Raw genomic sequence first — 25,579 nt, 5'->3', positions numbered from 1 at the left:
CAAATCATCAAATTATATTAGATGAATCTAAACATAGCTTTGCTTCCGGGAGATGGTGTTGGTCCAGAGGTGTTAGATCAAGCAGTAAAATGTTTACAAGCGGTTGAAGAAACCTTCAATCACCATTTTGTGTATAAAGAGGCACTTGTTGGAGCTATCGCTATCGACAAAAAGGGAAATCCGCTACCCGATACAACCCTAAAGCTATGTAAGGAGGCTGATGCAGTCCTATTCGGAGCTATTGGTGACCCAAAATATGATAACAATCCCGAGGCTACGGTTCGACCAGAGCAAGGACTATTAAAATTGCGCAAAGAACTTGGGCTATATGCCAATATAAGGCCTGTAAAGGTTTTTCCAACCCTTATTGAAAATTCCCCTCTAAAAAAGGAAATTATCTCGGGAACAGATTTTATCATTTATCGAGAACTTACCGGAGGTATCTATTTTGGTGAGAAAAAGTTAAATAACGAAGGAACCGTAGCTTCCGATTTATGTGAATATTCGGAAAAAGAAATTTCACGAATAGCGCATTTAGCTTTTAAAGCTGCAAAAAACAGGCAAAATAAACTTACGCTTGTAGATAAGGCCAATGTTTTGGAATCATCCCGACTTTGGAGAAAAGTAGTCACCAGAATCGGTGAGAGTTATCCAGAAGTAACTTTGGATTTTCTATTTGTGGATAATGCGGCTATGCAAATCATTTTGAACCCCAGCCAATTTGATGTTATCTTGACCGAAAACATGTTTGGCGACATTATTTCTGATGAAGGAAGTGTAATTGGAGGATCAATCGGGCTTTTGGCATCAGCATCCGTTGGAGATAAAAATGCCATGTTCGAACCCATACATGGTTCCTACCCACAGGCAAAAGGCAAGGATATCGCAAATCCTATAGCTTCTATTCTTTCTGCCGCTATGTTATTGGAAAACTTTGGTCTTTTTGAAGAAGCCATGGCAGTGCGCGAAGCTGTGGACAAATCGTTGAAGAAAGGTGTAGTTACTTCAGATTTGGACAATAAGAGTCAATATGGCACTAAACAAGTTGGTGATTTTATTGCCGATAACATTGTGGATAGTGAAGATGATTTCAATATGAACGATGAGAATATCGATTTAGGAAAATCAACTATTATTTAGCTACTTCTTCTTCGCTGAGTTTTTTAATTGTATTGTTAAATTCCTTTTTAAATGCTTTGTGCTTATCGCCTGTAGCTGGTCCGTTAAAACCTGTGTGTATTTTTTTCACCTCTCCTTGTTTACCTACATAAATAGTTGTTGGATAGGATAGCACATGGTTCAACATAGGAAGTTTTTCATTGGCCTTTTTCTTATCGGACGTTCCGTACTGTGCCAATAAAATAGGATACGCTACTCCTACTCTATCTTTTAGTCTTCTTATCCCGTTCCACGCTTTTTCTTCTGTTGTTGCATATTCAAAGGCAAGTGCAATAAATTCGATATCAAGGTCTGGATTCTTCTTTATAAAATCGACATAAAACTTGGTTTCATCCAAACAGTTTGGGCACCATGTTCCCATAATTTGTACCAACACAACCTTATTATCAAATCTGGAATCTGCAATACTTACCATTTTACCGGTTTCATCTGGAAATGAAAAATCAAGATTATCATAACCTTCCTTTAGAAAAGTTAGGCTATTGGCATCCGGCAATTCAAATCCTTCATTGCGTTTTCCTGTAAATGTTTCAACAGAATGATTTCCAGAATAGAAATTGCCCTGCAACGAGCTGTCTGTCACTTTAGCGGTGAACAAAAATGCATGGGCTCCATCAAATGCAGAGAGTTTAAGCGTATCTCCCGAGATTATGCCCTCCAAATAGCGATAGTCCCCCGTTTTTGTTCTAAAAGTGCCCTTTACGGTATTATCAGTTTGTACAAAAATCCCCTTTGCTGGATATTCATTTTCTGTTCCCTCCTCAAAACTTACCTCCCAAATACCAGAGATATTAGTTTTTGCCTTGGATACTGCTTCAAACCTATCCCTTTTCCCAAATTTTGCCGTAAACGGCACAGTCCTATCTAAGCTTTCTTTTATAAAATTTCCGTTTATCTCACTTTCCGTAAAAGTACCTGAAATATATCCTTCAAAAATTGGCATTTGAATTAGGATGGAATCATTCCATACCTTTATTTCATCCACAGTTACCACCTCTTCGGCATTGTACATTTGCATCACATAGGACTCACCTTCCTTTTTTACAAGTGAAAAATTAAATGGAAGCTCTTCAGAAGGGGAAACTTGTAGTTCTGCAAGCCAATCACCAGCTTTGAGCTCTTTTTTTTCTTCGTTGCACGAGGTTAACAGTAAAATCAACCCAAACAAGAACAACCAAATTCTTTTCATAATCCGAGAGGTTTATCTAAAAAGTCTAAAATACGACCCAAAACTAACATTAACACTATTGTATGGAACATTTTACGTTGAATCTGTTGCGCTATTGTTTTATATTTGTCGACTTTAAATTTGGGTATGAAGATTTCTTATAACTGGTTGAAGCAATTTTTGGAAATTGACTGGGATTCGCATAAAACCGGAGAGTTACTGACCGACTTAGGGCTCGAAGTCGAAGGTATTTCCAACTTCGAATCGGTTAAGGGAGGATTACAGGGCATAGTGGTAGGCAAGGTACTTACCTGTGAAAAACATCCAAATGCAGACCGCCTCAAATTAACTACTGTAGATATTGGGGAAGCATCTCCGTTGCAAATTGTCTGTGGTGCTCCAAACGTAGATGCTGGTCAAAAAGTTCCTGTTGCAACTATTGGTACTACATTGTATACTAAAGATGGTGAAGCTTGGAAAATAAAAAAAGGAAAGATTAGAGGAAAGGAAAGTCAAGGCATGATCTGTGCTGAAGATGAGCTTGGTCTAGGCGAGGGTCATGATGGCATTATGGTGCTAAGCGATATTCTAGAACCTGGCACACCTTGTTCAGACGTATTCGAAATTGAAAACGATGAAGTTTTTGAGATTGGACTTACGCCCAATCGTGCAGATGCCATGAGCCATTTTGGTGTTGCACGGGATATAAAGGCCGGTTTGGAACAGCTAGAAATCCAAAAACAGCTGGTAACACCATCAACTAGCAACTTCTCTATAGATAACAGGTCATTAAAAATAGATGTTGAAGTTGAGAACAGCGAATTGGCACCCAGATATTGTGGAGTTACCATCAGTAATATCATTGTTCAAGATTCGCCAGACTGGCTTAAAAATAGGTTGAAGGCGATTGGATTGTCCCCTATCAACAATATAGTCGATATTACAAATTATGTATTGCATGAACTGGGTCAACCGTTGCATGCATTTGATGCCACCAAAATAAAAGGCGGTAAAATTGTCGTAAAGACTTTGCCAAAAGGAACAAAGTTTAAAACTTTGGATGAAGTAGAACGAGAACTGCATGAGGATGATTTAATGATTTGCGATAGTGAGAAACCCATGTGCATTGCTGGGGTATTTGGAGGAATTCATTCTGGTGTTACGGAATATACGACTTCAATTTTTCTTGAGAGTGCTTATTTCGATGCTGTTTCCATTAGAAAAACGGCAAAAAGACATGGTCTAAATACAGATGCATCTTTTAGGTTTGAGCGCGGTATCGATATCAACAATACAGAATACGCATTAAAAAGGGCAGCGCTTTTAATAAAGGAAATTGCCGGTGGGGACATTAGCTCTGAAGTGGTTGACCTCTATCCTAAGAAACCTAACGAGAGACAGGTCTTTTTGACCTTTGACAAAATCAATTCGTTAATAGGGCAAGAAATTCCTAGAGACTCTATAAAATCGATACTATCTTCATTAGAAATCAAAGTAAATAATGTCACCGAATCCGGACTTGGGTTAACTATACCATCCTACAGAGTTGATGTAGAGCGGGAAGTGGATGTCATCGAGGAAATTTTAAGGGTATACGGTTACAATAACATAGATTATAAAGAAAAGCTCAACGCTTCTATAGCTAACTCCTCTAAATATGAGAACTATAGAGTTCAAAATGTTGTTGGCAATCTATTGGCGGCACAGGGGTTTTACGAAATTATGACCAATAGCCTAGTAGCTGCAAACGGAAATGTATCTGAAAATGATAATGGAGCCGTTCGGATGATCAATCCCCTTAGCACTGATCTATCGGTATTAAGGACTTCTATGCTTTTTTCTGGTCTACAAACGGTCAGTTATAATAACAATCGGCAGAAAACGGACTTAAAACTGTTTGAATTTGGAAAAACCTATCATAAAATAGGCAAAGACAACAAAGAGAAACAACATTTATCCATTTTTATCTCGGGTAATAAAACCGATATAAACTGGACAAGTAATTCAAAAAAGACAGATTTTTTCTTTCTCAAAGGAACCATAGAAACAATCTTAGATCGGTTGGGGTTAAAAGAAGTTGTAACGGAACCCTATACCGATGCCATCTTTGCCGAAGGGTTGTCGTGCACAAAAAATGGAAAACGTATTGGAACATACGGTTTGGTCAATAAAACCATTTTAAAGCAATTTGATATAAAACATGATGTTTTCTTTGCGGATTTTGAATGGGATACCATTATGGAATGCCTTAATGGACAAAATGTTATTTTTAAAGAAATCCCCAAGTTCCCAGAGGTTTCACGAGATTTTGCATTACAATTGGACGAGAGTATCACCTATCGCCAGGTGTATGATTTGGCATGGGCCACTGAAAAAAGTCTGCTTAAAAAAGTGAACCTTTTTGACGTATATAAAGGTGACAACCTTCCTGAAGGAAAAAAATCCTATGCAGTTAGTTTCACACTTTTAGATGAGAAAAAGACGTTGACCGATAAGCAAATCGATAAAATAATGTCCAAGTTGTTGGGTCGTTATCAAAAAGAACTTGGCGCCGAATTGCGCTAGTAGATTACATTTGAGAAGGTAGAATAACACTATCAATCTCGTGTATAACACCATTTTTCTGGTTCACATCTGCAACGGTTATCCTAGCAGTGTTTCCTACTGGGTCTGTTAAAATAATGTCATACCCTTCCATGTGGGCAACAAGTTTTTTCCCTTGTATAGTAGTAAAGCTGGCTTTTCCTTTTCCTCTGCACATTGCTTTTAATATGTTAGAGGCAGTTAAGTTACCTGCTACTATATGATAGGTCAGCAAAGATTTTAAATCGCTTTTATCCTTAGAATTAATAAGTTGCTGCATTTTTTTATTCGAGAATTTCGCAAATGCCGCATCAGAAGGTGCGAAGACCGTAAAAGGTCCTGACTTATCCAAAATGTCGTCCATTTCAGTTGCCTTAACAGCAGCCAACAATGTTTTATGATGATCAGATTCGCTAGTGTTTTGCGTTATTGATTTCGTCTCTGAGTCTGTAGCGTCTTGGGCAGAAATACAAATGGTAAAAAGAAAAAGACAGCTAAAAAGAATTCTTAATTGTGGGGGCTTCATTTAGTGTATTTTAATTTGAGACAACCTAAAAATGTTAATTTCAATTATGTTAAAACACGATTAAGTGCCAAAATCATCGGTAAGATACTCCTTTTCGTTTGAACGACGAATCTATTTGTTTACAGATGTCGAATTTAACAAAATGTTAACTTTTTGTGTTTTTTCTCCCATAGTAATCTGGAATACATTTTATTAACTTTGGATTGATTGCTAAGAAAAGAAAACATGATATTTAAAAACACTAACATTGAGAGGGAACTCCATGCCTTTCGGGAAAAACACCAAAAAGAGCATGAGATTTTAGAAGAGGTACAACGAATCTTGCAAAAGCATACATCTTCCAAAGCTGCTATTGAAGAGACCCTTAACTCAAAAAAAACTACTACTGCCAACAATTTTAATTTTGACCTTTTAGAAACCGACCGTATCTATCATATTGATCAAATCAAACAAATCTGTATTGATTACAGACTTCGTTTTTTGGACAGCAGATATTTTAAAGGAAAGATTCCGGAAAAAGGGATTTCCAAAATAAAGGAATTGGAAAACGCCCATAATATCGAGATACAAGGATTTAAGATTATGGCACCTTCCAAGTTGTTTAAATTGGAAGACAAGGACGACCCGCTACTTTTTGCGCCAATTGGTAACGGTTATTTTTACTTAATCCATAAATGGGGCAATGATTTACATCCTATGCGCAAATTATTGGTTTGGCCATTTAAGAATATAGTGAACCTAGCTTCTTTTGTCTTTCTAATAAGCTATTTTGCTACTTTAATAGTACCTAACGGGTTATTTTCCAAAAGTAACTCCTCAGCAGAATTTTGGATTATTTATTTCTTTATGTTCAAGTGTATCGCTTCTGTGGTAATATTTTACGGCTTCGCGCTTGGCAAGAATTTTAATCCTGCCATTTGGAACAGTAAATATTTTAATGCTTAGTTAATTAAACTACCGCCATTTGGTACATTTTGCCACGTTGCTCTTTGATTGATTTATCGGACATGTAATCATCAAATGTCAAATAACGGTCGATTGTACCCTTTGGTGTCAGTTCTATGATTCTGTTCGCTACGGTATTTACAAATTCATGGTCATGGGTTGTCAATAAAACGGTGCCCTTAAAGTTCTTTAGGGAATTATTGAATGCCGTGATACTCTCTAGATCCAAGTGATTTGTAGGTTCATCCAATAGTAGCACGTTTGCACGTAATAACATCATCCTGCTCAACATACAGCGCACCTTTTCCCCTCCAGAAAGTACAGTACATTTTTTTAATGCCTCTTCACCACTGAACAGCATTTTTCCCAAAAACCCTCTTACATAAACCTCTTCGCGCTCTTCTTCGGTTTTTGTCCATTGACGTAGCCAATCCACCAAATTGATATTTTCCTGGAAAAAAGAAGCATTGTCAGCAGGCAAATAAGAATGTGTTGTTGTCACCCCCCATTGGTATGACCCGTTATCAGCTTTAATTCTACCATTTATAATATCATAAAATGCCGTTGTGGCCCTAGAATCTTTGGATATAATGGCAACCTTGTCTCCTTTAGCAAGATTTATGTTCACATCCTGAAACAGCAAATCGCCATCTTCGGATGTAGCGGCAAGTTTTTCAATGTTCAAAATTTGGTCGCCAGCTTCTCTTTCACGTTCAAAAATTATGGCAGGATACCTTCTGCTCGAAGGTTTTATATCTTCAATCTTTAACTTGTCCAACATCTTCTTGCGGGATGTTGCCTGTTTGCTTTTAGCAACATTGGCACTAAAACGCATTATAAATTCCTGTAATTCCTTAGCCTTCTCTTCAGACTTTTTGTTCTGTTGTGCACGTTGGCGCGCTGCTAGTTGGCTGCTCTCATACCAGAATGTGTAGTTTCCGGAAAACAAATTGATCTTACCAAAATCTATATCTGCGATACTGGTACAGACCGCATCTAAAAAGTGCCTGTCGTGTGAAACAACAATCACGGTATTATCGTAGTTGGCCAAAAAGTTTTCCAACCAGTTTATGGTATCGTAGTCCAAATCATTGGTCGGCTCATCCATTATCAGTACATCCGGATTTCCAAAAAGTGCCTGTGCCAACAATACTCTTACCTTTAATTTGGAATCCATATCTGCCATATGGGTATAGTGCAGGTCTTCCGAAATTCCCAAATTTGACAAAAGTGCCGCTGCATCGCTGTCAGCATTCCAGCCGTTCATTTCTTCGAACTGTACTTGCAGCTCTCCAATTTTATCGGCATTTTCATCGGTGTAGTCCGCATAAAGTGCATCAATCTCCTTTTTTATGGTGAATAATGGTTTATTTCCCATTACCACGGACTCCAGAACAGGTACCTCGTCGTAAGCATTGTGGTTCTGCTCCAAAATGGACATCCGTTTCCCGGGTTCTAAATGCACACTTCCCGAGGTCGCATCTATTTGACCTGATAGAATTTTTAGAAATGTTGATTTTCCAGCGCCATTGGCACCGATTATTCCATAACAGTTCCCATGGGTGAACGTTACGTTTACCTCATCAAACAAAACTCTTTTTCCAAACTGAACGGATAAGTTAGATACTGATAACATGCAGCTATTTATTTTTTGCAAAAATAGCTAAAAACCACCCGTATTACCAATTTAAAGACATATTATTAAACTCCACAAAAACAAGGTTTTACAACATTTAACTAGCCATTAACAAAGATGGCTTTCCTGTATTCTTAATTTTGTTAGGTAACCCTAATTGGTTCGCGTTGTATGATTAGATTTTTACTATACCTCTCCTTTCTTTCAATTTTGTCGTGTTCCCAAAAATCGAAAGATACCTCTTCGGTATACTTTGGAGGAGAAATTGTAAATCCTACAAGTGATTTTATAGTTCTTTATAGAAACAATGATATTGTAGATTCCGTAGCATTGGATGAAGGCAACAGATTCTCTTTCAACCTGCAAGGAATCGAAGAAGGTCTTTATCATTTTGACCACAGTCCAGAACGTCAATATTTATTTATAGAAGAAGGTGACAGTATTGTTGTACGGTTAAACACTTTGGAGTTTGACGAATCTTTGGTCTTTTCTGGCAAGGGTAGTGAAATAAACAATTTTCTTTTAGAAATATTTCTCGCCCATGAAAAAGAGGAGCCTTTGATTTATAGATATTATAAGTTGGACCCAATAGCCTTTAATGAAAAGATTGATTCATTACGATTACAGAAGATTAAGTACCTAGAAGAATTGGCCACGGACAATGAACTATCTGAAAAGGTTTTGGCCATGGGCAAAGCTTCTATAGATTATAACAGTTTTATCCACAAAGAGAAATATCCTTTTTATCACAAGAAAAAAACCGGCGAGGAAACCATACACGATTTGAACGGTGCATTTTACGACTATAGAAAAGATATTGACCTCAACAGTAAGGATCTGGCTTATTTTAGGCCTTATTTTGATTTCATGAAGTACCACTTTGGAAATCTCGCCTACATGTCCTGCTTGAAAGACTGTGGCACTCACTCAAAATCAATCAGCAAACATCTTCACCATAATAAGCACAAGTTAAAATTGGTCGATAGTTTGGTAAAAGAAACGGACCTAAGAGACATTTTGTTGCGGAACATTGCTATGGACTATCTTCTTAAAGAACATAGCTCCAGTAAGGAGAGTAAAATCTTTTTAGATAAGTTTCAATCACTCTCCAGTAACCATATGCATAAAGAGGAAATTGCCGACTTATATGATGGCATTCAAAACTTGCAACCGAACAGTATTCTTCCAAATTTAGATATCACCGACATTGATAGCAATAGCGTTTATCTGAAAGATGTCAGTAAGAAGAAAAAAACTGTTTTTTATTTTTGGACAGCTTCACAAAAGAGGCATTTTAGGAATGTAACAAGGCACGTTTCTAGACTTAAAAAGAAACATCCTGAATATAATTTTGTCGGTATCAATTTAAGAACAAATCATTCCCTGTGGGTAAATCTTGTAAAAGAAAACAACCTTGACCCCAAGAACCAATTCCATGGAGCAGATTTTAAAGAGATACAGACTGCCATGATGATAGATGGACTGAACAAGTGCATTATCGCCAAGGATACTTTGATTGTGGATGCATTTGCCAATTTATATACCACCTCTTTTTAACACAAAAAGGTTCCATAAATGGAACCCTTTTAATTTTTCTCCTATAGGGAAGTAAGCTTAACTATTGCCTTTACGATAATCCGCTAAGAACTTTTCCAGACCAATGTCGGTTAATGGGTGTTTTAAAAGTCCGTCAATTGATGAGAGCGGTCCGGTCATAACATCTGCACCTATTTTGGCACAATCGATTACGTGCATGGTGTGTCTTATGGAAGCTGCCAATATCTGCGTGTCAAATCCATAGTTATCGTAAATAAGGCGTATTTCTGAAATCAAGTTAAGACCATCAGTAGAAATATCATCAAGACGTCCTAGGAACGGCGAAACATACGTAGCTCCAGCCTTGGCGGCCAATAATGCCTGTCCTGGGGAAAACACCAACGTACAATTGGTTCTTATACCTTTGTCGGAAAAATATTTTAGCGCCTTAACACCATCTTTGATCATGGGTACCTTAACAACGATTTGTTCGTGCAGTTTGGCAAGCTCTTCCCCTTCCTTGACCATACCGTCAAAATCTGTAGCCACTACTTCTGCAGAAACATCTCCATCTACAATGTTGCAAATGTCCACATAGTGCTTCAAAATGCTTTCTTTACCAGTAATTCCTTCTTTCGCCATCAATGATGGATTGGTAGTAACGCCATCTAAAACTCCAAGTTGTTGTGCTTCGGAAATTTGGTCCAAATTCGCGGTATCGATAAAAAATTTCATTCTTTGTTCTTTTAAATTAATGCTTAGGATAAGTGTCTATAAAACTACAACTTATAATGGTTCAACAGTAGCTTTTCATATACTTTATCCGGTAATAATTTCTTCAGGAAAAGCGAAAACCGTTGCATGAACTCACCAACTGCATAATGGACTTTTGGTCTTCTTTGCTGTATGATTTTATACACTTTTTCGGCCACAAGTTTTGGGTTCCCGCCAGAGTCCACATGTTCGTTCATAAGATCAAGGCTTTTTTGATACTTATGTTGGTATACGGAATCTTCGGTAACCGGAACATGATATCTTCCAGATGCGATATTTGTTGCAAAATCTCCTGGGGCCAAATTACTGATGGTCACGTTAAAATCCTTGACCTCCATACGCATTGCTTCGGTCAATATACCAAGTGCTCCTTTAGCAGCAGAATAAAAACCCCGATAAGGAAGCCCCATATAACCAGCTATAGAGGTAATATTGATGATTTTTCCCCCGCCCTGCTTTCGCATTTGTGGCAAAACAGCTTTTATCATACGGATAGGGCCATGAAAATTGATATTGAAAACATTTTCAATCTCTTCAGGAGGCGTTTCTTCAATCGGCCCCGTAATCCCAACACCGGCATTATTGACAAGAATATCCAATCGCCCTTCTTTCGAAATAATATGGGAAACTGTTTTATCAATGCTCTCTGCAATCTTTACATCCAATTGCAACAATTCAAAAGCATCAAAATCTGGGTAGTTTTCTGTATTTCTTGTTGTCCCATAAACAATAAACCCTTTGGAAGCGAGATAGGTTCCTATTGATTTTCCTATACCCGAGGAACCACCCGTTATTAGAACAACTTTGCTTTTCATGCTCGATAGTTTAAGGTCATAAAGCTCGTAAACCAGTGAATTTTGGGAACAAAAAAAGGCAAGCTACCTACATCGCACCGCTACGACCGCATACCCTTGCTGCGTTCCCACCCTGGGGGATTTTGCAGGAGCTGGTCGTGTAGGACTTGCCAATGGCAAATATACGATCTTTTAAATTTGTTACAATCATATTACATTCTTAATTTCGATGGTCAAGTGCATAAAAAAATGAAACATTTTAAAGGAATGATAACAAAGCTATTTTCAATTTTTGGGTTTCTATTTTTCTTTCTTGGGTGCGGTGGCAACGAAGACCCCACTAAACTCTTTGACATTCAATTAGAAGGGAATAAAACCAAGTTTCAGCAAAACCAAGAAATAGGAATTGCCTTGAACAATAAGAAGGATAAACAGATATCCGATGTGCATTATTTTATTGATGGAAAAGAGTTTTCTATCTCAAATGGAAAATTAAAACTGGATATACCCACATTGGGCAACAAAGTCCTGGTCGCCAAATTCAATCTTGAGGAGCAACCCGTAGAAATAGAGAAAAGAATCAAGGTTTTGGCTCCAAACCCACCAGAAGTATACACCTACGAAATATTGAACACCTACCCCCACGACCCAAAGGCATATACACAAGGCTTGGAATTTAATAATGGTGTGCTTTATGAAAGTACTGGTAAAAAAGGTGCTTCCACGTTGCGCAAGGTAAATTATGAGACTGGTGAAATACTACAAAAAATAGATTTGGACAAAACTGTTTTTGGAGAAGGAATTACAATTTTAAATGATAAACTCTACCAGCTTACATGGCAAAGTGGAATTGGGTATGTGTACAACCCGGATAATCTTGAAAAAATCAAAAACTTCAGCTACGGTGAAAGTCGCGAAGGTTGGGGTCTTTGCAATGATGGGGAAAAACTGTTCAAAAGCGACGGAACGGAAAAAATATGGTTTTTAGACCCTACAACGTTAAAGGAACAAGGATATATTGAAACCGTTACCAACAAATCCATTTTCAATATGGCCAATGAACTGGAGTTTTTGGACGGAAAGCTGTACGCCAATGTATATCAAAAAGAAAGTATGATGATTATTGATGCCACTTCAGGGGCCATTGAAGGTGTCATTAACTTTGGAGGGTTAAAAAACAAAGTGACCAGGGGAGCCGAATGGGACGATGGCAATTCTGTTCTGAACGGCGTTGCGTACCATAAGGAAAGAAATACGTTTTTCGTAACAGGTAAAAATTGGGACAAGCTTTTTGAAGTAAAAATCCGTAAAAAGAATTAATGCAGGATTATAAGGAAACCTTTAACGTAGTCCAGCAAGATTTAGATGACCTTAACCATGTGAACAATATTCGTTATGTGGAATGGATTCAAGATATTTCGCGTAAGCACTGGTTCAAAGCAACTACCCAAGAAATTCGGAATGCCATGATCTGGGTAGTTAAAAACCATAATATTACCTATACGAAACCAGCGTTGTTAGGTGATGAAATTCTAATTTCCACCCATATTGCAAAGACTAAAGGGCCCATATCTATAAGAATGGTTGAAATACGGAACAATACTACCGGACAACTGCTAGTGAATGCCACCACAGAATGGTGTTTACTGGATGCCGAAACATTTCGTCCCAAACGTATTCCAGAATCAGTACAAAATCTATTTAACAACACGTGAACCGTTGGCACTTAAAATCGTTTATAACCGTATTGGGCATTATCCTCACGGTTTCTTGGGGCGCTTGCCGCGAAGATTTTGATTACCCTCCGAGTTCCGGTAATTTGGAATTTTCCAAGGATACTGTTTTTTTGGATACCGTTTTTACGAATATTGGAAGTAGTACCTATTCCCTAAAAGTTTATAATCGAAGTAACCAAGATATTCTAATCCCTTTTGTGGGACTAGAAAGTGGTCAAGAAAGCAGTTATAGGTTAAATGTTGATGGACAGGCGGGAAAAGAATTCAACAATGTTCCATTACTTGCAAAGGACAGTCTTTTTGTTTTTATAGAAACGACCTTTGATATTGGGCAAACTCCAGAAAATGAGTTCTTGTATACCGATGCCTTATTGTTCGGTACTGGAGACGAAAGGCAACAGGTTGAACTGGTGACCTTAATAAAAGATGCTATTTTTTTATATCCCAATACGCAGTCGGACGGCACCAAGGAAACCCTCGTACTGGGGCTTGATGATAATGGAGAGGAAATAAGGGCTGAAGGTTTTTTTTTAGAACCGGAACAGTTGCAGTTTTCCAATGAAAAGCCATATGCCATATATGGTTATGCCGCGGTACCTGAAAACGAAAACCTGATAATCGATGCTGGTGTACGTGTCCATTTTCACAATAATTCCGGTATCATTGTAAGTGATGGTGCAACCTTGAATATAAATGGTCTGCTAAGCGAAGATCAAGACATATTGGAAAACGAAGTAATCTTTGAAGGTGACCGATTGGAACCATTGTATGAAGATGTACCAGGACAATGGGGCGCAATTTGGCTAAGAGAAGGAAGTATAAACAATGTGGTAAACCACCTCACCATTAAAAATGCTACCATTGGTCTACGTGTGGAGGGTGAGGAATCTTCTATATCCCCTACCCTTACCCTCAAAAACACTCAGGTTTATAATAGTTCAAACCATAATCTGTGGGCTTCCTCAGCACATATTATAGCCGAAAATACTGTTTTGGGAAATTCTGCCAATAGCTCATTTTATGGCAATCTTGGCGGAATATATAATTTCACTCATTGTACGCTTGCCAATTTTTGGAGCAGTGGACCCGGAAGCGGAACAGCACTCTTATTAAATAATTCGGGCTTTTTGGCAAATGGAGAAACGATGGCCCGAAATTTGGAAAGTGCCGACTTTACCAATTGCATCATAGATTCAAATCAATCCATAGCATTTGTATTGGAAAGGAACGATAGTGCCGACTTCAACTTTGGCTTTAAAAATTGTCTGCTAAAATTTAATGATACCAGTAATAGGTTTGAAGGTAATCCGTTGTTCAACTTTGAAGATATTGATCTATACCAAAATGTAATCCTCAACGAAGATTCCGATTTTACAGGACCATTTGAAAATCAATTTCAGATAGGTGATAATTCAGCTGCTATCGACAACGCAGAAGCTAACCTTTCTCCTCCGATCTTAATCGACATATTAGGAATTGAAAGAAGCCCAAATCCAGACATCGGAGCTTATGAAAACGCTTCCAATTAGTATTTTTTAAGAAAAAATTAAGAGTCGATAGCGAAAAATCTTTCATTTTAGGGGAAACCCATACTTTTTTTAAGGCAAAAGTGCAATGAGTTTTTTTTTAGCGTTAGTAACTTGCAATCAGTTATTTACGAATGGACTATACCTACACCATAATAGACTCGGATGCCACTTCAAAATTGCAACTACAACTCTATCTGCAAGAGTATGGCGATTTTGTATGTGCGTCAACGGCCAAGGATTCCACAGAAGGTTTAAATACCATTTTAAAGTTTACCCCAGATATTGTTCTCATTAATCTTAATGAGGCGGATGGCATGTCCTATTTTCAAATGGTTACCGAACTGAACCAGTATTTGCCTACATTACCTATCATTATTGGTTTTTCAACGTCGAAAAAATATGCTTTCAATGCTATAAAAAGTGGTTTTTTTGATTATTGGATTCTTCCCCATAACGAGTTTGACATTCGTAAGACCATTATGCGACTTCGCAAGTTGTCGACAAAGCAACAGTTCCCTTCCACAATATGTTTAAAATCGTATAACGATTATCGTTATTTGGACACCAATGAAATTCTATACCTGAAGTCGGATAACAATACTACGGACTTCTTCATGAAGGATGGGAATGTGGTCAGTGCCTTTAAAACATTAAAGTCTTTTGAGGACCGCCTCCCTGAAAGTTTTATTCGCATCCACCAGAGTTATATCTTGAATAGCAAGTACGTATCGCGAATCAACTACGGTAAATCCATGTGTACGCTCAGCAGTAGCGGAAAACAAGAATTGCCATTCTCCAAAACCTATAGGGACAAAGTAGATTCACTTAAGGAAATGCTCTCCAAAACCGCTTTAAAAGCTGTTAATTAACAAAATTCTTACAGTTTTCAATAAAATTCTCGCAGAATAGCTATAAATACTAAAATAGTTATTCCGCTGGTCCTCTCCCATTGGGCGCTAAATATCTTGCAGTCGTAATTAAACTTCTAAACTAAAAAACATACAATTATGAAAAGATTTTTACGCTTGTTTGCAATCGCCGCTGTTACTTTAGGTATTTACTCTTGTGAAACTGAAACCGATGTTCAAGAAACTGAAAGTTTGTTTGAGACCTTAGAGGTTGAAACTGAGGTACAAGGTACGGATGGACAGGTTTCAGAAGTAGATGATAGACAAGGATAAGTCTGGCATAAACAGAATGAATACCAAAAAGATTAAAGCACTTTTTTCTATAATATTTCTTATCGTTTTGGGAACTACCAGTTTTTCCTGTGAGAATACTAAAAAAAGTGAAGTATCCATAAAAAAAGATTTTTCGTTTCTTAATTCGATAAATGAGCCATATCTAAATGATATGAAATCAAGTGATTTCCGAAGTTTGAAATCTAATTCTGATGATAGGAGACTATAAAAATAAATCTTTGAGAGATAGCCCTAAGCCTATTTAATGGTTTAGGGCTTTTTTGTACCTTGTAATAAAGATTTATAACAATTCCAAATATTGAAAAAACTATACTTCATACTATTCCTTATTTTCTTATCTGCTTGTATTAAACAATCCACGGATGCTAATTCTTTTCTAAACCAAGAATCAAAACTTATTGAAAAACAGTTGAGAACAGCTCTTGACAGTACCGATTTATCTATCGAAGAAAGGAAGGTTTTTTTACAGAAAGCGTTAATTAAAACACATGATGTATCAAATGACACTTTACGCTTACGTCACTTATCAAGAATTTCTTTAGCATATAAAAAACTTCGTGATTCATTAGAGTTTAGGAAAATTAATTCAGAGGTTTTAAAACTCTCAAAAGATTCTAAGATTTACAATGTTCAAGGAGAATCGCATTGGGACTTGGCCTCTTTTCTCCAATCTTATGATGTTCTGGATAGCGCCTATTTTCACTATAGACTGGCCTACAAAAGTTTTGGACAGCTTCCGGTAGACTCCACATCCCGATCCAGAAGGGGAAGAATGTTATATAATATGGGTAGAGTTCAAGACTCTTTTAAAGATTATTTAGGAGCTGAAATAAGCATTACCTCTGCTCTCAAAATTTTTATCGATTTAAATGATAATTCAAGAATCTATAATTGTCACAACGTACTTGGCATAATAGCTAACGGCATGAACAATTACGATAAAGCATTAGAATATTTTGAAAAAGCAGGAACTTATTTAACCAAGATTAAATCTTCTAGACACAACAAATATTTATTACAAAACAAAAATAACATAGCTAGTACGTTTTTAAGAAGTGAAAATTATAATAAAGCTTACGTTGCATACTCAGAATTATTATTAACCAAAGATTTAAATACAAAGCAACCAAAAATATACTCGCTTGTACTTGCGGGTAAAGCTTACGCACTTTTCAAAAACAAAAAAAATAATACTGAAGTAAGATTCTTACTTGACGAAGCAATAAAATTGAATGATAGTCTTGGCTTGTTGGCCGATCAAGCAAGACCAAAACAATATTATGCGGAAGTATTAGCTGCACAAGGTGATACCATAAATGCTATAAGCTATGCCAAAGAATCCAAAAATATAGCTTCTAGTACTGGTAATAACGACAGATACCTCGAAGTGCTGAAAGTATTGACCAAATTGGATAGCAAAAATGCTGTTACATATTCCGATGAGTACTACAAGCTTAGTGAAAAGATTAAGGACGAGGAACGTGTAATTAGGGATAAGTTTGCAAGAATACGGCTGGAAACCGATGAGGTCATTCAAAAAAACGAGGTATTGTCCCGTCAAAAACAAATATGGATCGGTGTTGCAATCGCCCTTTTGCTTCTTGGAGCTTCGATCTTTACCATAATCTTGCAGCGAATAAACAACAACAAATTAAAGTTTCAACAAAAACAGCAGGAAAGCAACCAGGAAATTTACAACCTTATGCTTTCCCAACAAGGAAAATTTGAGGAAGGCAAACAATTGGAACAAAAACGTATCTCTGAGGAGCTCCATGACGGCATTCTAGGTCAAATGCTGGGAGTTAGGTTGATCCTGAGCGGCCTAAACGAAAAAGACGATGAAGCTTCTGTTTTGCAACGTGCAGAGCTCATAGAAAAACTACGTGAATCGGAAGAGGAAATACGCACCATTTCGCATGAGCTCAGTAACGCTTCTTACCAAAAATTTTATAACTTTATTGTATCTCTGGAAGACATGATAAACACAATTGGTCAATCTTCGGGGATTTCGTGTTCTTTTACATATGACGACAATGTGGATTGGGACGATCTGGAAGGCGATATAAAAATAAACGCTTACAGAATCGTGCAGGAATCGCTCCAGAATTGTGTGAAACATGCAAAATGTAAAAATGTTGACATCAATTTCAATCTAGAAGGTGAATACTTAAAATTGATGATAACCGATGACGGTGTCGGTTTTGATCTGAGCAAAGGAAAGCGCGGCATTGGTTTGAGAAACATTACCTCAAGGGTCAAAAAAGTAAAAGGGCAATTAGATATTAAGACCAAGAAGAATGAAGGCACGACGATAGTCGTATTTTTGCCAAACAATTATATTCAACAAGATAACCCAGAAGATATTCTAGGTAGCGCTCAAAGGAATAAAAGCGTAATTTCAACTTAAACGCGACAGCCATGAAAACACTTCGCATATTAGCCATAGACGATCACGAAATGACAATGCTCGGGTATAAATTTATCCTTGAGCGTATTGTTTTTGAAGGACATAGTATTATTGTGGATACGGCCAACACTTATGAAATGGGCAGAAAGCTCATTGAAGATTCCGTAAACTCCTTTAAGTACGATATTCTATTTTTAGATGTCCAGCTTTTTCCTCCCAATGAAGATCAACCCCATACCGGTGAAGATCTGGGCGTTTTGGCACGTAGGCTGGTACCAGAAACGAAGATTGCGTTTATGTCTTCTTTTAGTGACAATTACAGAATAAACAGTATTTTAAAATCCGTTGATCCAGATGGATATTTGGTAAAGACGGATATAGATCCCAAAACCCTGGAGGATGCGGTTAAGACAATTACCCTAAACCCTCCTTATTATTCATCCAAAGCGCTTTCTGCCATTAGAAAGAAAATGACCAATGATATTAGCTTGGACGAAAAGGATAAAAAAATATTGTACCATTTATCCATTGGGACCAAGAACAAAGATCTGGAAAATTTTATTAGGCTATCCCCTTCTTCCATCGAAAATAGAAAACGGCATTTAAAATCACTTTTTGGCACCGAAAATGAAAATGACCTTGCTTTGATACTTGCTGCAAAAAACAGGGGCTTTATATAGTTTCCAGTTATCGTACTAAAGGCTTCTTACAGTTTTTAGACTTTTTTTTAGTGCTTTTTTCTTCCAAAAGTGACGAAATAGTGGAAAAACCCCAGAATTTTTAAGGTTTTCCTTCAATCCAAAAAAAAAGATTCGTTTTAACTTTGATTAAGTTCAAAGCTGAAACATACTGACTATGCCATTCCAAAAAAAAGTAACCTCTAATTTTAATGCCCGTCGGGTCAAGACCTTTGAGTCTGTCGAAGGGTTGGACGATTTTGTCAAAGTCCTTGAAAAAGACTTTTTTGCCAACGCTAGGGTGAAATGTCAATACCACGCGGACAAAGAAAAAACAAGTTTAATTTTTGACCTCTATTGTAATTTTGGATTGACCGAGACCCTCCATAGTTTTAATAACGGTACTTGGGGAGGTTTTTCTGTAGACAAAAAAGATACGGATATTTCATCTTCGTTTGATGCCGCCTTTGATAATCTAAGTGTAGCTAACAACAATGATATTGATATTGCTGAAATTTCACTACATTTTAGGGATACTTCCATTATTATCGCCAAAATATATCAATACAGCATCCCAGAGAAACTTGGCGAGATCATCTCCAAGGTTAGTGAGCATTTTGTTCACTTTACCAAGGGTCTAACTGATATGCCTTATGAAATTTTTGTTCCTGTTTTTGAGGATAAGATGAAAAGTACCCTCGAATTGGACAAAAATTACTTTGATTACTGGGGCCTTTATTTTGAAGATGACAAACAGCACGATGTTGTTATTTACAGCCTTAAGTCCAAGCAATTATTACATAAGGAAGATTTCTTCTTTTTAGATTGATTCTTCCGTAACTCTCTCTATTCATAAACAAAGAAAGAGGCACTTTATAAGCAAAAGTCCATATGCTTCCTACCCATTGAACAATGGCCGTGATTTCATGAGTTCATTTACTTTCTGCTTAGTCTGTGAAAGATTCGTTTCGTCTTCAGCATTTGTGATCACATCATCTATAAAACTTACAATAGTTTCCATATCGGACTCCTTTAGTCCGCGTGTGGTTATGGCTGGAGTGCCAAATCGGATACCAGATGTAATAAAGGGCGATTGATTATCAAAGGGAACCATATTTTTGTTTGCAGTAATCGCTGCAAGTTCCAAAGCTCTTTCCGCATCCTTGCCCGTAATACTTTTATTCCGAAGATCGATCAACATCATGTGGTTGTCCGTTCCGCCAGAGATAACTTTGTAATCCCTTTCCATAAAAGCTTTCGCCATGGCTTCGGCATTTTTTTTAACCTGCAATGTGTAATGTAAAAAATCATCGGTAAGTGCCTCTCCAAAAGCTATGGCCTTGGCAGCAATAATATGTTCCAAAGGTCCACCTTGATTACCGGGAAATACCGCCAAGTCCAATAAACCGGACATCTTACGCAAATTTCCATTTTTGAGCCTGATGCCAAATGGATTTTCAAAATTTTCTCCCATCAATATCAATCCGCCCCGAGGTCCCCTTAGTGTTTTATGGGTCGTGGTCGTAACGATATGACAATGTGGAATTGGGTCATTTAAAATACCCTTCGCAATCAATCCGGAAGGATGTGAAATGTCTGCAAGCAAAATCGCATTCACACTATCCGCTATTTCCCTAAATCTTTTAAAATCCATATCGCGGGAGTAGGCAGAAGCACCTGCAATGATCAACTTTGGTTTTTCCTTGGTTGCTATCTCTTGAATCTTATCGTAATCCAATGTTCCGGTTTCCTCATCTACACCATAAAAAACAGGACGATATAGCCTTCCTGAAAAATTTACCGGAGATCCGTGGGTCAAGTGACCACCATGGGATAAATCAAAACCCAGAATGGTATCACCTGGCTGTAAACAGGCATGATAGACTGCTGCGTTAGCCTGAGAACCCGAATGGGGCTGCACATTCGCATAAACTGCCCCAAAAAGGCTTTTTGCACGTTCTATAGCTAGTTTTTCTACTTCATCAACCACCTCACAACCTCCATAGTAGCGTTTTCCCGGATAACCTTCAGCATACTTATTGGTCAAAACAGAACCCGCTGCCTCCATAACTTGGGGGCTGGTAAAGTTCTCAGAGGCTATAAGCTCCAATCCCTCTATCTGGCGTTCTTTTTCTTGTGCTATAAGTTCAAAAATCTCTTGGTCTCTTTGCATTTCCCTAATTTTTAAGAAGTGCTAAAATTACGAATACAATGCATAACTATATGGAAAAAAATTGTTGGAGAAATTGATTTTATCAAACGACAATTAACAATCTAGAGTAGATTTTTAAACTGTAAAAAAAGTTCTCATATCATGTATTTTACCGATAGTATACTACCATTTGTCCTTTTTCGTTAACATATTATGGCTTTTTGGCACGGCTGTTGAAAACCATATGATAACCCATTAAACCAAAAACCATGAAAAAAATACTACTTATTGGCACATTGATAGTACTAGCAGCATGCGGTGGTGTCAAGAAAACCCAAAAAAATGTAAACAGTGGCGATTATAATACTGCTATTGAAACAGCAATTAAAAACTTAACAGCAAACAAAAATAAAAAAGGGCACCAACCATTTATTCTTTTGTTGGAAGATGCTTTTGCAAAAAATGTTGAGCGAGAAGAGGAACAAATTGCTTTTTTACAAAAAGACGGAAATCCTGCAAATCTGGAGTCCATCTACAACAAATACTTACGTTTAAAAGAAGTACAAAAACGTATAAGACCGCTAATGCCACTGTTTATAAAAGAACAAGGTAGAAATGCTTCTTTTAAATTCGCTAACTATGATGCTCGTATCCTCAATACTAAAGACAAGTTATCGGAGCATTTGTATACCAGCGCTTCTAACCTTTTAGTTAGCGCAACAAACAAACAAGACTATAGAACAGCTTATAGTGAATTAAAATATTTAGAGGATATTAATCCCAATTATAGGGAAACAGTCGCTAAAATGAATGATGCCTATAGAAAGGGTTTGGAATATGTAAGAGTCGATATCAATAATGACACTGAACAGATAATTCCAGAACGGTTAGAAGAGGAATTATTGGATTTCAATACTTTTGGTATTAATGATTTTTGGATAGAATATCATTCCAATCCCCTATCGAGCATAAAATACGATTACGCCTTGAATCTCAACTTTATGGAAATAAATATATCTCCAGAACAAGTAAATGAGAAACAAATCATAAAGGAGAAGCAAATTAAGGATGGTTACGAATACCTGTTAGACCCAAAAGGAAATGCAGTAAAAGACAGTTTGGGAAATCGGATAAAGGTAGATAAGTTCCGTACGGTAAAATGTAATTTTTACCAATTCACCCAATTTAAGGCGGCCCAGATTGGGGCTAAAGTCAGTTTTACCGACTTAGCAAGTGGTCAGGAAATAAATTCGTATCCGCTATCCAGTGAGTTCATTTTTGAGAACATCTACGCAAATTACAAAGGAGACAAAAGAGCCTTGGATACTGATTTGATTCCACTTCTAGAAATTAGGGCCATTGCATTTCCCAGTAACGAACAAATGGTATACGATGCTGGCGAAGACCTCAAACAGCGGCTGAAGGCTATTATTAGCCGAAATCAGTTCAACTAAGCGTCTAGCGTGTAGCGTCTAGCAAAAAAACAAAATTGCGAGTATGGTTCTAAACGAATTGTGCTAAATCAGTATCTGTAATTGCGCCATGTGATGTATGAAAGCACACCTCACCATTTCTAACAATCAATAGTTGAGGTGACTGGTGCATCACCTGAAACTTGGATGCCACTTCGTTGGATACATCACGATGCGCATGCAAATCCAGAAAATAAAGGTCAACTTTATCATCTAACGCATAAGAATCAGTGAACATGTTCAACACCATTCTGCTAATACCACAAGTAATGGAATGCTTGAAAATAAGTTGAGGAATCTCTTTGGATTTTGTTTCAATGTCATTCAGTTGTTCAACGGATACTAAAGGTATCCAGGGAATCTTTTTATCCTGCTTTACCGACTCTTCTTTCTTTCCAAATACACTTCCAAATATTCCCATGATACAAATTTACTAGTTAAGTCGAATAAGTACAAAAACTTTACAAAACTGACGAAATGTCTCTTTATCGTAGGCTTTTAGCGACATTTTGACTGTTTTTGATAATGGTAAGATTGTTGAACAGCTAGAAGAAAAACTAAAGAAAATGAATTTTAATAATTTCACTATAAAATCACAGGAAGCCATACAGCAAGCACAGCAACTTGCCCAAGGGCTTGGACATCAACAAATAGAAAATGAGCATCTTTTTAAGGCCATAGCTGAAGTTGATGAAAACGTGCTACCATTCATTTTAAAAAAACTGAATGTCAACATATCGTTGATCAATCAAATTTTGGAAAAAGAACTTGAAAGTTTCCCCAAAGTATCGGGAGGCGACATTATGCTATCCAACAGTGCTGGAAAATCATTGAACGAAGCCAGTATCATTGCCAAAAAAGAAGGCGATGAATACGTCTCCATCGAACATATTTTACTGGCGGTTTTTAAGTCCAAAAGTAAAATCTCCCAAATTTTGAAAGATCAGGGCGTTACCGAAAAAGACTTGAAGGCTGCTATCCAAGAATTAAGAAAAGGAGGAAAAGTAACTTCACAAAGTGCTGAGGACACCTATAATTCTTTGGATAAATATGCTAAAAACCTAAATCAACTTGCGGATAGCGGTAAGCTTGACCCTGTTATAGGTAGGGATGAAGAAATACGCAGGGTTTTACAAATTCTTTCAAGGAGAACAAAGAACAACCCTATGCTAGTGGGAGAGCCCGGTGTTGGTAAAACAGCCATAGCCGAAGGTTTGGCACATAGAATCGTACAAGGTGATATCCCAGAGAACTTAAAAGATAAAAACATTTACTCTTTGGACATGGGCGCACTAATTGCCGGTGCCAAGTATAAAGGTGAGTTTGAGGAGCGTCTTAAGTCGGTCATTAAAGAAGTAACCTCTTCAGACGGGGATATTGTTCTTTTTATTGATGAGATACACACGCTTGTAGGTGCTGGTGGAGGCCAAGGAGCCATGGATGCTGCTAACATTTTAAAACCTGCGTTGGCGAGAGGTGAACTAAGAGCTATTGGTGCAACTACATTAGATGAGTATCAAAAATATTTTGAGAAGGATAAAGCTCTGGAACGAAGGTTTCAAAAAGTGGTAATCGATGAACCAGATACGGAAAGTGCCATATCTATTTTACGTGGAATCAAGGAAAAATATGAGGCACATCATAAAGTCCGTATCAAGGATGAAGCGGTAATTTCGGCCGTAGAGCTTTCACAACGTTATATCACCAACCGTTTTCTACCGGATAAAGCTATTGATCTAATGGACGAAGCCGCATCAAAATTAAGGATGGAAATCAATTCCAAACCGGAGGAACTGGATGTGCTCGATAGACGAATTATGCAATTGGAAATAGAAATTGAAGCCATTAAACGTGAAAATGATAAAGTAAAGCTTCAAAGCCTAAATTTAGAACTTGCCAACCTAAAAGAAGAACGCAACGAGATTTTTGCCAAATGGGAAAGCGAGAAAACCGTGGTGGACAATATTCAAAAAACAAAACAAGATATTGAAAACTTTAAACTGGAAGCAGAACGTGCCGAGCGTAATGGGGATTACGGAAAAGTAGCCGAACTACGCTACGGAAAAATAAAGGAATCCCAAGAAAATCTGGAAAAACTACAGGATGAACTAGCCAGTCAACAAAGTGCGGGCACACTTATCAAAGAAGAGGTTACCAATGAAGATATTGCCGAGGTAGTTGCTAAATGGACGGGCATTCCCGTCACAAAAATGATGCAAAGTGAGCGTGAGAAGCTTTTACAATTGGAAGATGTGCTGCACAAGCGAGTCGTAGGGCAAGAAGAGGCCATTGTTGCCGTATCCGATGCCATAAGACGAAGTAGAGCCGGTTTGCAGGATGCTAAAAAGCCCATTGGTTCATTCTTATTTCTTGGGAATACAGGAGTTGGAAAAACAGAATTGGCAAAGACACTTGCCGCCTATTTGTTTGATGATGAAAATGCCATTACAAGAATAGACATGAGCGAATACCAAGAAAGGCATTCGGTTAGCAGATTGGTCGGGGCTCCTCCAGGATATGTTGGCTATGACGAAGGGGGACAACTGACCGAAGCTGTTCGCAGAAGACCGTACTCCGTTGTACTGTTGGATGAAATTGAAAAAGCACACCCTGACACCTTCAATATTCTGCTTCAAGTTTTGGATGAAGGGAGGTTAACGGACAATAAGGGTCGCGTAGCCGATTTCAAAAACTCGATTATCATTATGACAAGTAATATGGGCAGTCAAATTATTCAGGAAAAGTTTGAAAATGTCATTGATGTTGAAAGTGCAACCAGTGCAGCACGAATTGAGGTCATGGGTTTATTACGAAAAACCATTCGTCCCGAGTTCTTAAACAGGATAGATGATATCATCATGTTTACGCCTTTGGATAAATCCAATATCAAGGAAATTGTACGACTACAGTTAGAACAGTTGAAAAAAATGATTTCCAAACAGCACATTACCATGGATGCCACGGAGGAAGCAATAGATTACTTGGCCAAAAAAGGGTACGAGCCTCAATTTGGTGCAAGACCTGTAAAACGGTTAATACAAAAAGAAGTACTCAATAAACTATCTAAAGAACTTCTTGCAGGAAATATAAGATCAGAAAGTATAGTCCTTCTGGATTCTTTTGATGACCAATTAGTGTTTAGAAATCAGAATGAGCTAGTCGAATAATTTATTTTTTGAACAGTTAAGCCCTTATTTTGTTAAAAGTAAGGGCTTTTCCTTTTTAAAAATACCATACAGTATATCTTTTTTATATCTTAGCCA

The 25,579-nt window shown here is 37.5% G+C and carries 21 protein-coding genes and 1 other RNA gene; 14 read left to right on the top strand and 8 right to left on the bottom strand.

The window, feature by feature from the left end:
- Positions 1–21 precede the first annotated feature (21 nt).
- The gene (leuB, locus tag LV716_RS15440; protein ID WP_163418678.1) at positions 22–1,140 is read left to right on the top strand and encodes a 3-isopropylmalate dehydrogenase; all 1,119 of its coding nucleotides are present in this window, start codon (positions 22–24) and stop codon (positions 1,138–1,140) included.
- Here leuB and LV716_RS15435 read toward each other — a convergent pair.
- The gene (locus LV716_RS15435) at positions 1,133–2,368 is read right to left on the bottom strand and encodes a peroxiredoxin (RefSeq protein ID WP_163418677.1); all 1,236 of its coding nucleotides are present in this window, start codon (positions 2,366–2,368) and stop codon (positions 1,133–1,135) included. The genes leuB and LV716_RS15435 overlap by 8 nt on opposite strands.
- Positions 2,369–2,494: 126 nt before the next feature.
- On the opposite strand from LV716_RS15435, the gene pheT reads away from it, so the two are divergent.
- Positions 2,495–4,912, top strand: a complete 2,418-nt coding sequence (gene pheT / locus LV716_RS15430) for a phenylalanine--tRNA ligase subunit beta (RefSeq protein ID WP_163418676.1) — start codon at positions 2,495–2,497, stop codon at positions 4,910–4,912.
- Between the two features lie 4 nt (positions 4,913–4,916).
- Here pheT and LV716_RS15425 read toward each other — a convergent pair whose 3' ends face one another.
- Entirely contained in the window at positions 4,917–5,456 is a 540-nt protein-coding gene (locus LV716_RS15425; protein ID WP_163418675.1) for a fasciclin domain-containing protein, read from the bottom strand.
- Between the two features lie 225 nt (positions 5,457–5,681).
- Between LV716_RS15425 and LV716_RS15420 the strand changes: the two genes are divergently transcribed.
- Positions 5,682–6,401, top strand: coding sequence for a hypothetical protein (locus tag LV716_RS15420; RefSeq protein WP_163418674.1), 720 nt, complete (start codon positions 5,682–5,684; stop codon positions 6,399–6,401).
- A gap of 4 nt (positions 6,402–6,405) precedes the next feature.
- On the opposite strand, the gene LV716_RS15415 is transcribed toward LV716_RS15420, so the two are convergent.
- The gene (locus LV716_RS15415) at positions 6,406–8,037 is read right to left on the bottom strand and encodes an ABC-F family ATP-binding cassette domain-containing protein (protein ID WP_163418673.1); all 1,632 of its coding nucleotides are present in this window, start codon (positions 8,035–8,037) and stop codon (positions 6,406–6,408) included.
- A gap of 171 nt (positions 8,038–8,208) precedes the next feature.
- Here LV716_RS15415 and LV716_RS15410 point away from each other — a divergent pair, with 171 nt between their 5' ends.
- Positions 8,209–9,594 (top strand): transaldolase, encoded by a 1,386-nt coding sequence (locus LV716_RS15410; protein ID WP_163418672.1) that lies wholly within the window; start codon positions 8,209–8,211, stop codon positions 9,592–9,594.
- Between the two features lie 57 nt (positions 9,595–9,651).
- Here the strand turns inward: LV716_RS15410 and fsa are convergent, their stop codons facing one another.
- The 3 genes from fsa to ffs all read right to left on the bottom strand — a co-directional run bounded on the left by fsa (position 9,652) and on the right by ffs (position 11,314).
- A complete protein-coding gene (fsa, locus tag LV716_RS15405) occupies positions 9,652–10,308 on the bottom strand; it encodes a fructose-6-phosphate aldolase (RefSeq protein WP_163418671.1) in 657 nt (218 codons plus the stop codon).
- Between the two features lie 44 nt (positions 10,309–10,352).
- The gene (locus LV716_RS15400) at positions 10,353–11,162 is read right to left on the bottom strand and encodes an SDR family oxidoreductase (protein WP_163418670.1); all 810 of its coding nucleotides are present in this window, start codon (positions 11,160–11,162) and stop codon (positions 10,353–10,355) included.
- 53 nt (positions 11,163–11,215) lie between these two features.
- Positions 11,216–11,314, bottom strand: an RNA gene (ffs, locus tag LV716_RS15395) — signal recognition particle sRNA small type.
- A gap of 76 nt (positions 11,315–11,390) precedes the next feature.
- Here ffs and LV716_RS15390 point away from each other — a divergent pair.
- The 8 genes from LV716_RS15390 to LV716_RS15355 all read left to right on the top strand — a co-directional run bounded on the left by LV716_RS15390 (position 11,391) and on the right by LV716_RS15355 (position 19,521).
- Entirely contained in the window at positions 11,391–12,461 is a 1,071-nt protein-coding gene (locus LV716_RS15390; protein ID WP_233759157.1) for a glutaminyl-peptide cyclotransferase, read from the top strand.
- The gene (locus LV716_RS15385) at positions 12,461–12,856 is read left to right on the top strand and encodes a thioesterase family protein (RefSeq protein WP_163418669.1); all 396 of its coding nucleotides are present in this window, start codon (positions 12,461–12,463) and stop codon (positions 12,854–12,856) included. The genes LV716_RS15390 and LV716_RS15385 overlap by 1 nt, the downstream gene beginning before the upstream one ends.
- Positions 12,853–14,406 carry a hypothetical protein gene (locus tag LV716_RS15380; RefSeq protein ID WP_233759156.1) on the top strand — a complete coding sequence of 518 codons (1,554 nt, stop codon included), beginning with the start codon at positions 12,853–12,855 and terminating at the stop codon, positions 14,404–14,406. The genes LV716_RS15385 and LV716_RS15380 overlap by 4 nt, the downstream gene beginning before the upstream one ends.
- A 131-nt stretch (positions 14,407–14,537) precedes the next feature.
- Complete coding sequence (locus LV716_RS15375) at positions 14,538–15,275, top strand: LytTR family DNA-binding domain-containing protein (protein ID WP_163418668.1); 738 nt, start codon at positions 14,538–14,540, stop codon at positions 15,273–15,275.
- Between the two features lie 138 nt (positions 15,276–15,413).
- Entirely contained in the window at positions 15,414–15,587 is a 174-nt protein-coding gene (locus LV716_RS15370) for a hypothetical protein (RefSeq protein WP_163418667.1), read from the top strand.
- Between the two features lie 430 nt (positions 15,588–16,017).
- Complete coding sequence (locus tag LV716_RS15365) at positions 16,018–18,015, top strand: ATP-binding protein (RefSeq protein ID WP_233759155.1); 1,998 nt, start codon at positions 16,018–16,020, stop codon at positions 18,013–18,015.
- 11 nt (positions 18,016–18,026) lie between these two features.
- Complete coding sequence (locus LV716_RS15360; RefSeq protein WP_163418665.1) at positions 18,027–18,695, top strand: response regulator transcription factor; 669 nt, start codon at positions 18,027–18,029, stop codon at positions 18,693–18,695.
- A 175-nt stretch (positions 18,696–18,870) separates the two neighbouring features.
- Entirely contained in the window at positions 18,871–19,521 is a 651-nt protein-coding gene (locus tag LV716_RS15355) for a hypothetical protein (protein WP_163418664.1), read from the top strand.
- Between the two features lie 69 nt (positions 19,522–19,590).
- On the opposite strand, the gene glyA is transcribed toward LV716_RS15355, so the two are convergent.
- On the bottom strand, positions 19,591–20,865 hold the full coding sequence (glyA, locus tag LV716_RS15350) for a serine hydroxymethyltransferase (RefSeq protein WP_240467654.1): 1,275 nt from the start codon (positions 20,863–20,865) through the stop codon (positions 19,591–19,593).
- 248 nt (positions 20,866–21,113) lie between these two features.
- Between glyA and LV716_RS15345 the strand changes: the two genes are divergently transcribed.
- Positions 21,114–22,298 carry a hypothetical protein gene (locus tag LV716_RS15345; RefSeq protein WP_163418663.1) on the top strand — a complete coding sequence of 395 codons (1,185 nt, stop codon included), beginning with the start codon at positions 21,114–21,116 and terminating at the stop codon, positions 22,296–22,298.
- Between the two features lie 49 nt (positions 22,299–22,347).
- Here LV716_RS15345 and ytxJ read toward each other — a convergent pair whose 3' ends face one another.
- Positions 22,348–22,737: a bacillithiol system redox-active protein YtxJ gene (gene ytxJ, locus LV716_RS15340; protein WP_163418662.1), complete on the bottom strand. Its 390-nt coding sequence runs from the start codon at positions 22,735–22,737 to the stop codon at positions 22,348–22,350.
- Positions 22,738–22,882: 145 nt separating this feature from the next.
- Between ytxJ and clpB the strand changes: the two genes are divergently transcribed.
- Complete coding sequence (gene clpB / locus LV716_RS15335; RefSeq protein WP_163418661.1) at positions 22,883–25,483, top strand: ATP-dependent chaperone ClpB; 2,601 nt, start codon at positions 22,883–22,885, stop codon at positions 25,481–25,483.
- The last annotated feature ends 96 nt before the right edge of the window (positions 25,484–25,579 follow it).

The organism is Flagellimonas sp. HMM57 (genome assembly GCF_021390175.1).
Lineage (GTDB): Bacteria > Bacteroidota > Bacteroidia > Flavobacteriales > Flavobacteriaceae > Flagellimonas.
The sequence above is the reverse complement of the archived record's forward strand: the minus strand, read 5'-3'. Positions and strand labels throughout refer to the sequence as shown.

Bases quoted from the DNA above. Each gene is read 5' to 3' on its own strand.
- leuB (WP_163418678.1), top strand. From the start codon at position 22: ATGAATCTAAACATAGCTTTGCTTCCGGGAGATGGTGTTGGTCCAGAG.
- LV716_RS15435 (WP_163418677.1), bottom strand. From the start codon at position 2,368: ATGAAAAGAATTTGGTTGTTCTTGTTTGGGTTGATTTTACTGTTAACC.
- pheT (WP_163418676.1), top strand. From the start codon at position 2,495: ATGAAGATTTCTTATAACTGGTTGAAGCAATTTTTGGAAATTGACTGG.
- LV716_RS15425 (WP_163418675.1), bottom strand. From the start codon at position 5,456: ATGAAGCCCCCACAATTAAGAATTCTTTTTAGCTGTCTTTTTCTTTTT.
- LV716_RS15420 (WP_163418674.1), top strand. From the start codon at position 5,682: ATGATATTTAAAAACACTAACATTGAGAGGGAACTCCATGCCTTTCGG.
- LV716_RS15415 (WP_163418673.1), bottom strand. From the start codon at position 8,037: ATGTTATCAGTATCTAACTTATCCGTTCAGTTTGGAAAAAGAGTTTTG.
- LV716_RS15410 (WP_163418672.1), top strand. From the start codon at position 8,209: ATGATTAGATTTTTACTATACCTCTCCTTTCTTTCAATTTTGTCGTGT.
- fsa (WP_163418671.1), bottom strand. From the start codon at position 10,308: ATGAAATTTTTTATCGATACCGCGAATTTGGACCAAATTTCCGAAGCA.
- LV716_RS15400 (WP_163418670.1), bottom strand. From the start codon at position 11,162: ATGAAAAGCAAAGTTGTTCTAATAACGGGTGGTTCCTCGGGTATAGGA.
- LV716_RS15390 (WP_233759157.1), top strand. From the start codon at position 11,391: ATGAAACATTTTAAAGGAATGATAACAAAGCTATTTTCAATTTTTGGG.
- LV716_RS15385 (WP_163418669.1), top strand. From the start codon at position 12,461: ATGCAGGATTATAAGGAAACCTTTAACGTAGTCCAGCAAGATTTAGAT.
- LV716_RS15375 (WP_163418668.1), top strand. From the start codon at position 14,538: ATGGACTATACCTACACCATAATAGACTCGGATGCCACTTCAAAATTG.
- LV716_RS15370 (WP_163418667.1), top strand. From the start codon at position 15,414: ATGAAAAGATTTTTACGCTTGTTTGCAATCGCCGCTGTTACTTTAGGT.
- LV716_RS15360 (WP_163418665.1), top strand. From the start codon at position 18,027: ATGAAAACACTTCGCATATTAGCCATAGACGATCACGAAATGACAATG.
- LV716_RS15355 (WP_163418664.1), top strand. From the start codon at position 18,871: ATGCCATTCCAAAAAAAAGTAACCTCTAATTTTAATGCCCGTCGGGTC.
- glyA (WP_240467654.1), bottom strand. From the start codon at position 20,865: ATGCAAAGAGACCAAGAGATTTTTGAACTTATAGCACAAGAAAAAGAA.
- LV716_RS15345 (WP_163418663.1), top strand. From the start codon at position 21,114: ATGAAAAAAATACTACTTATTGGCACATTGATAGTACTAGCAGCATGC.
- ytxJ (WP_163418662.1), bottom strand. From the start codon at position 22,737: ATGGGAATATTTGGAAGTGTATTTGGAAAGAAAGAAGAGTCGGTAAAG.
- clpB (WP_163418661.1), top strand. From the start codon at position 22,883: ATGAATTTTAATAATTTCACTATAAAATCACAGGAAGCCATACAGCAA.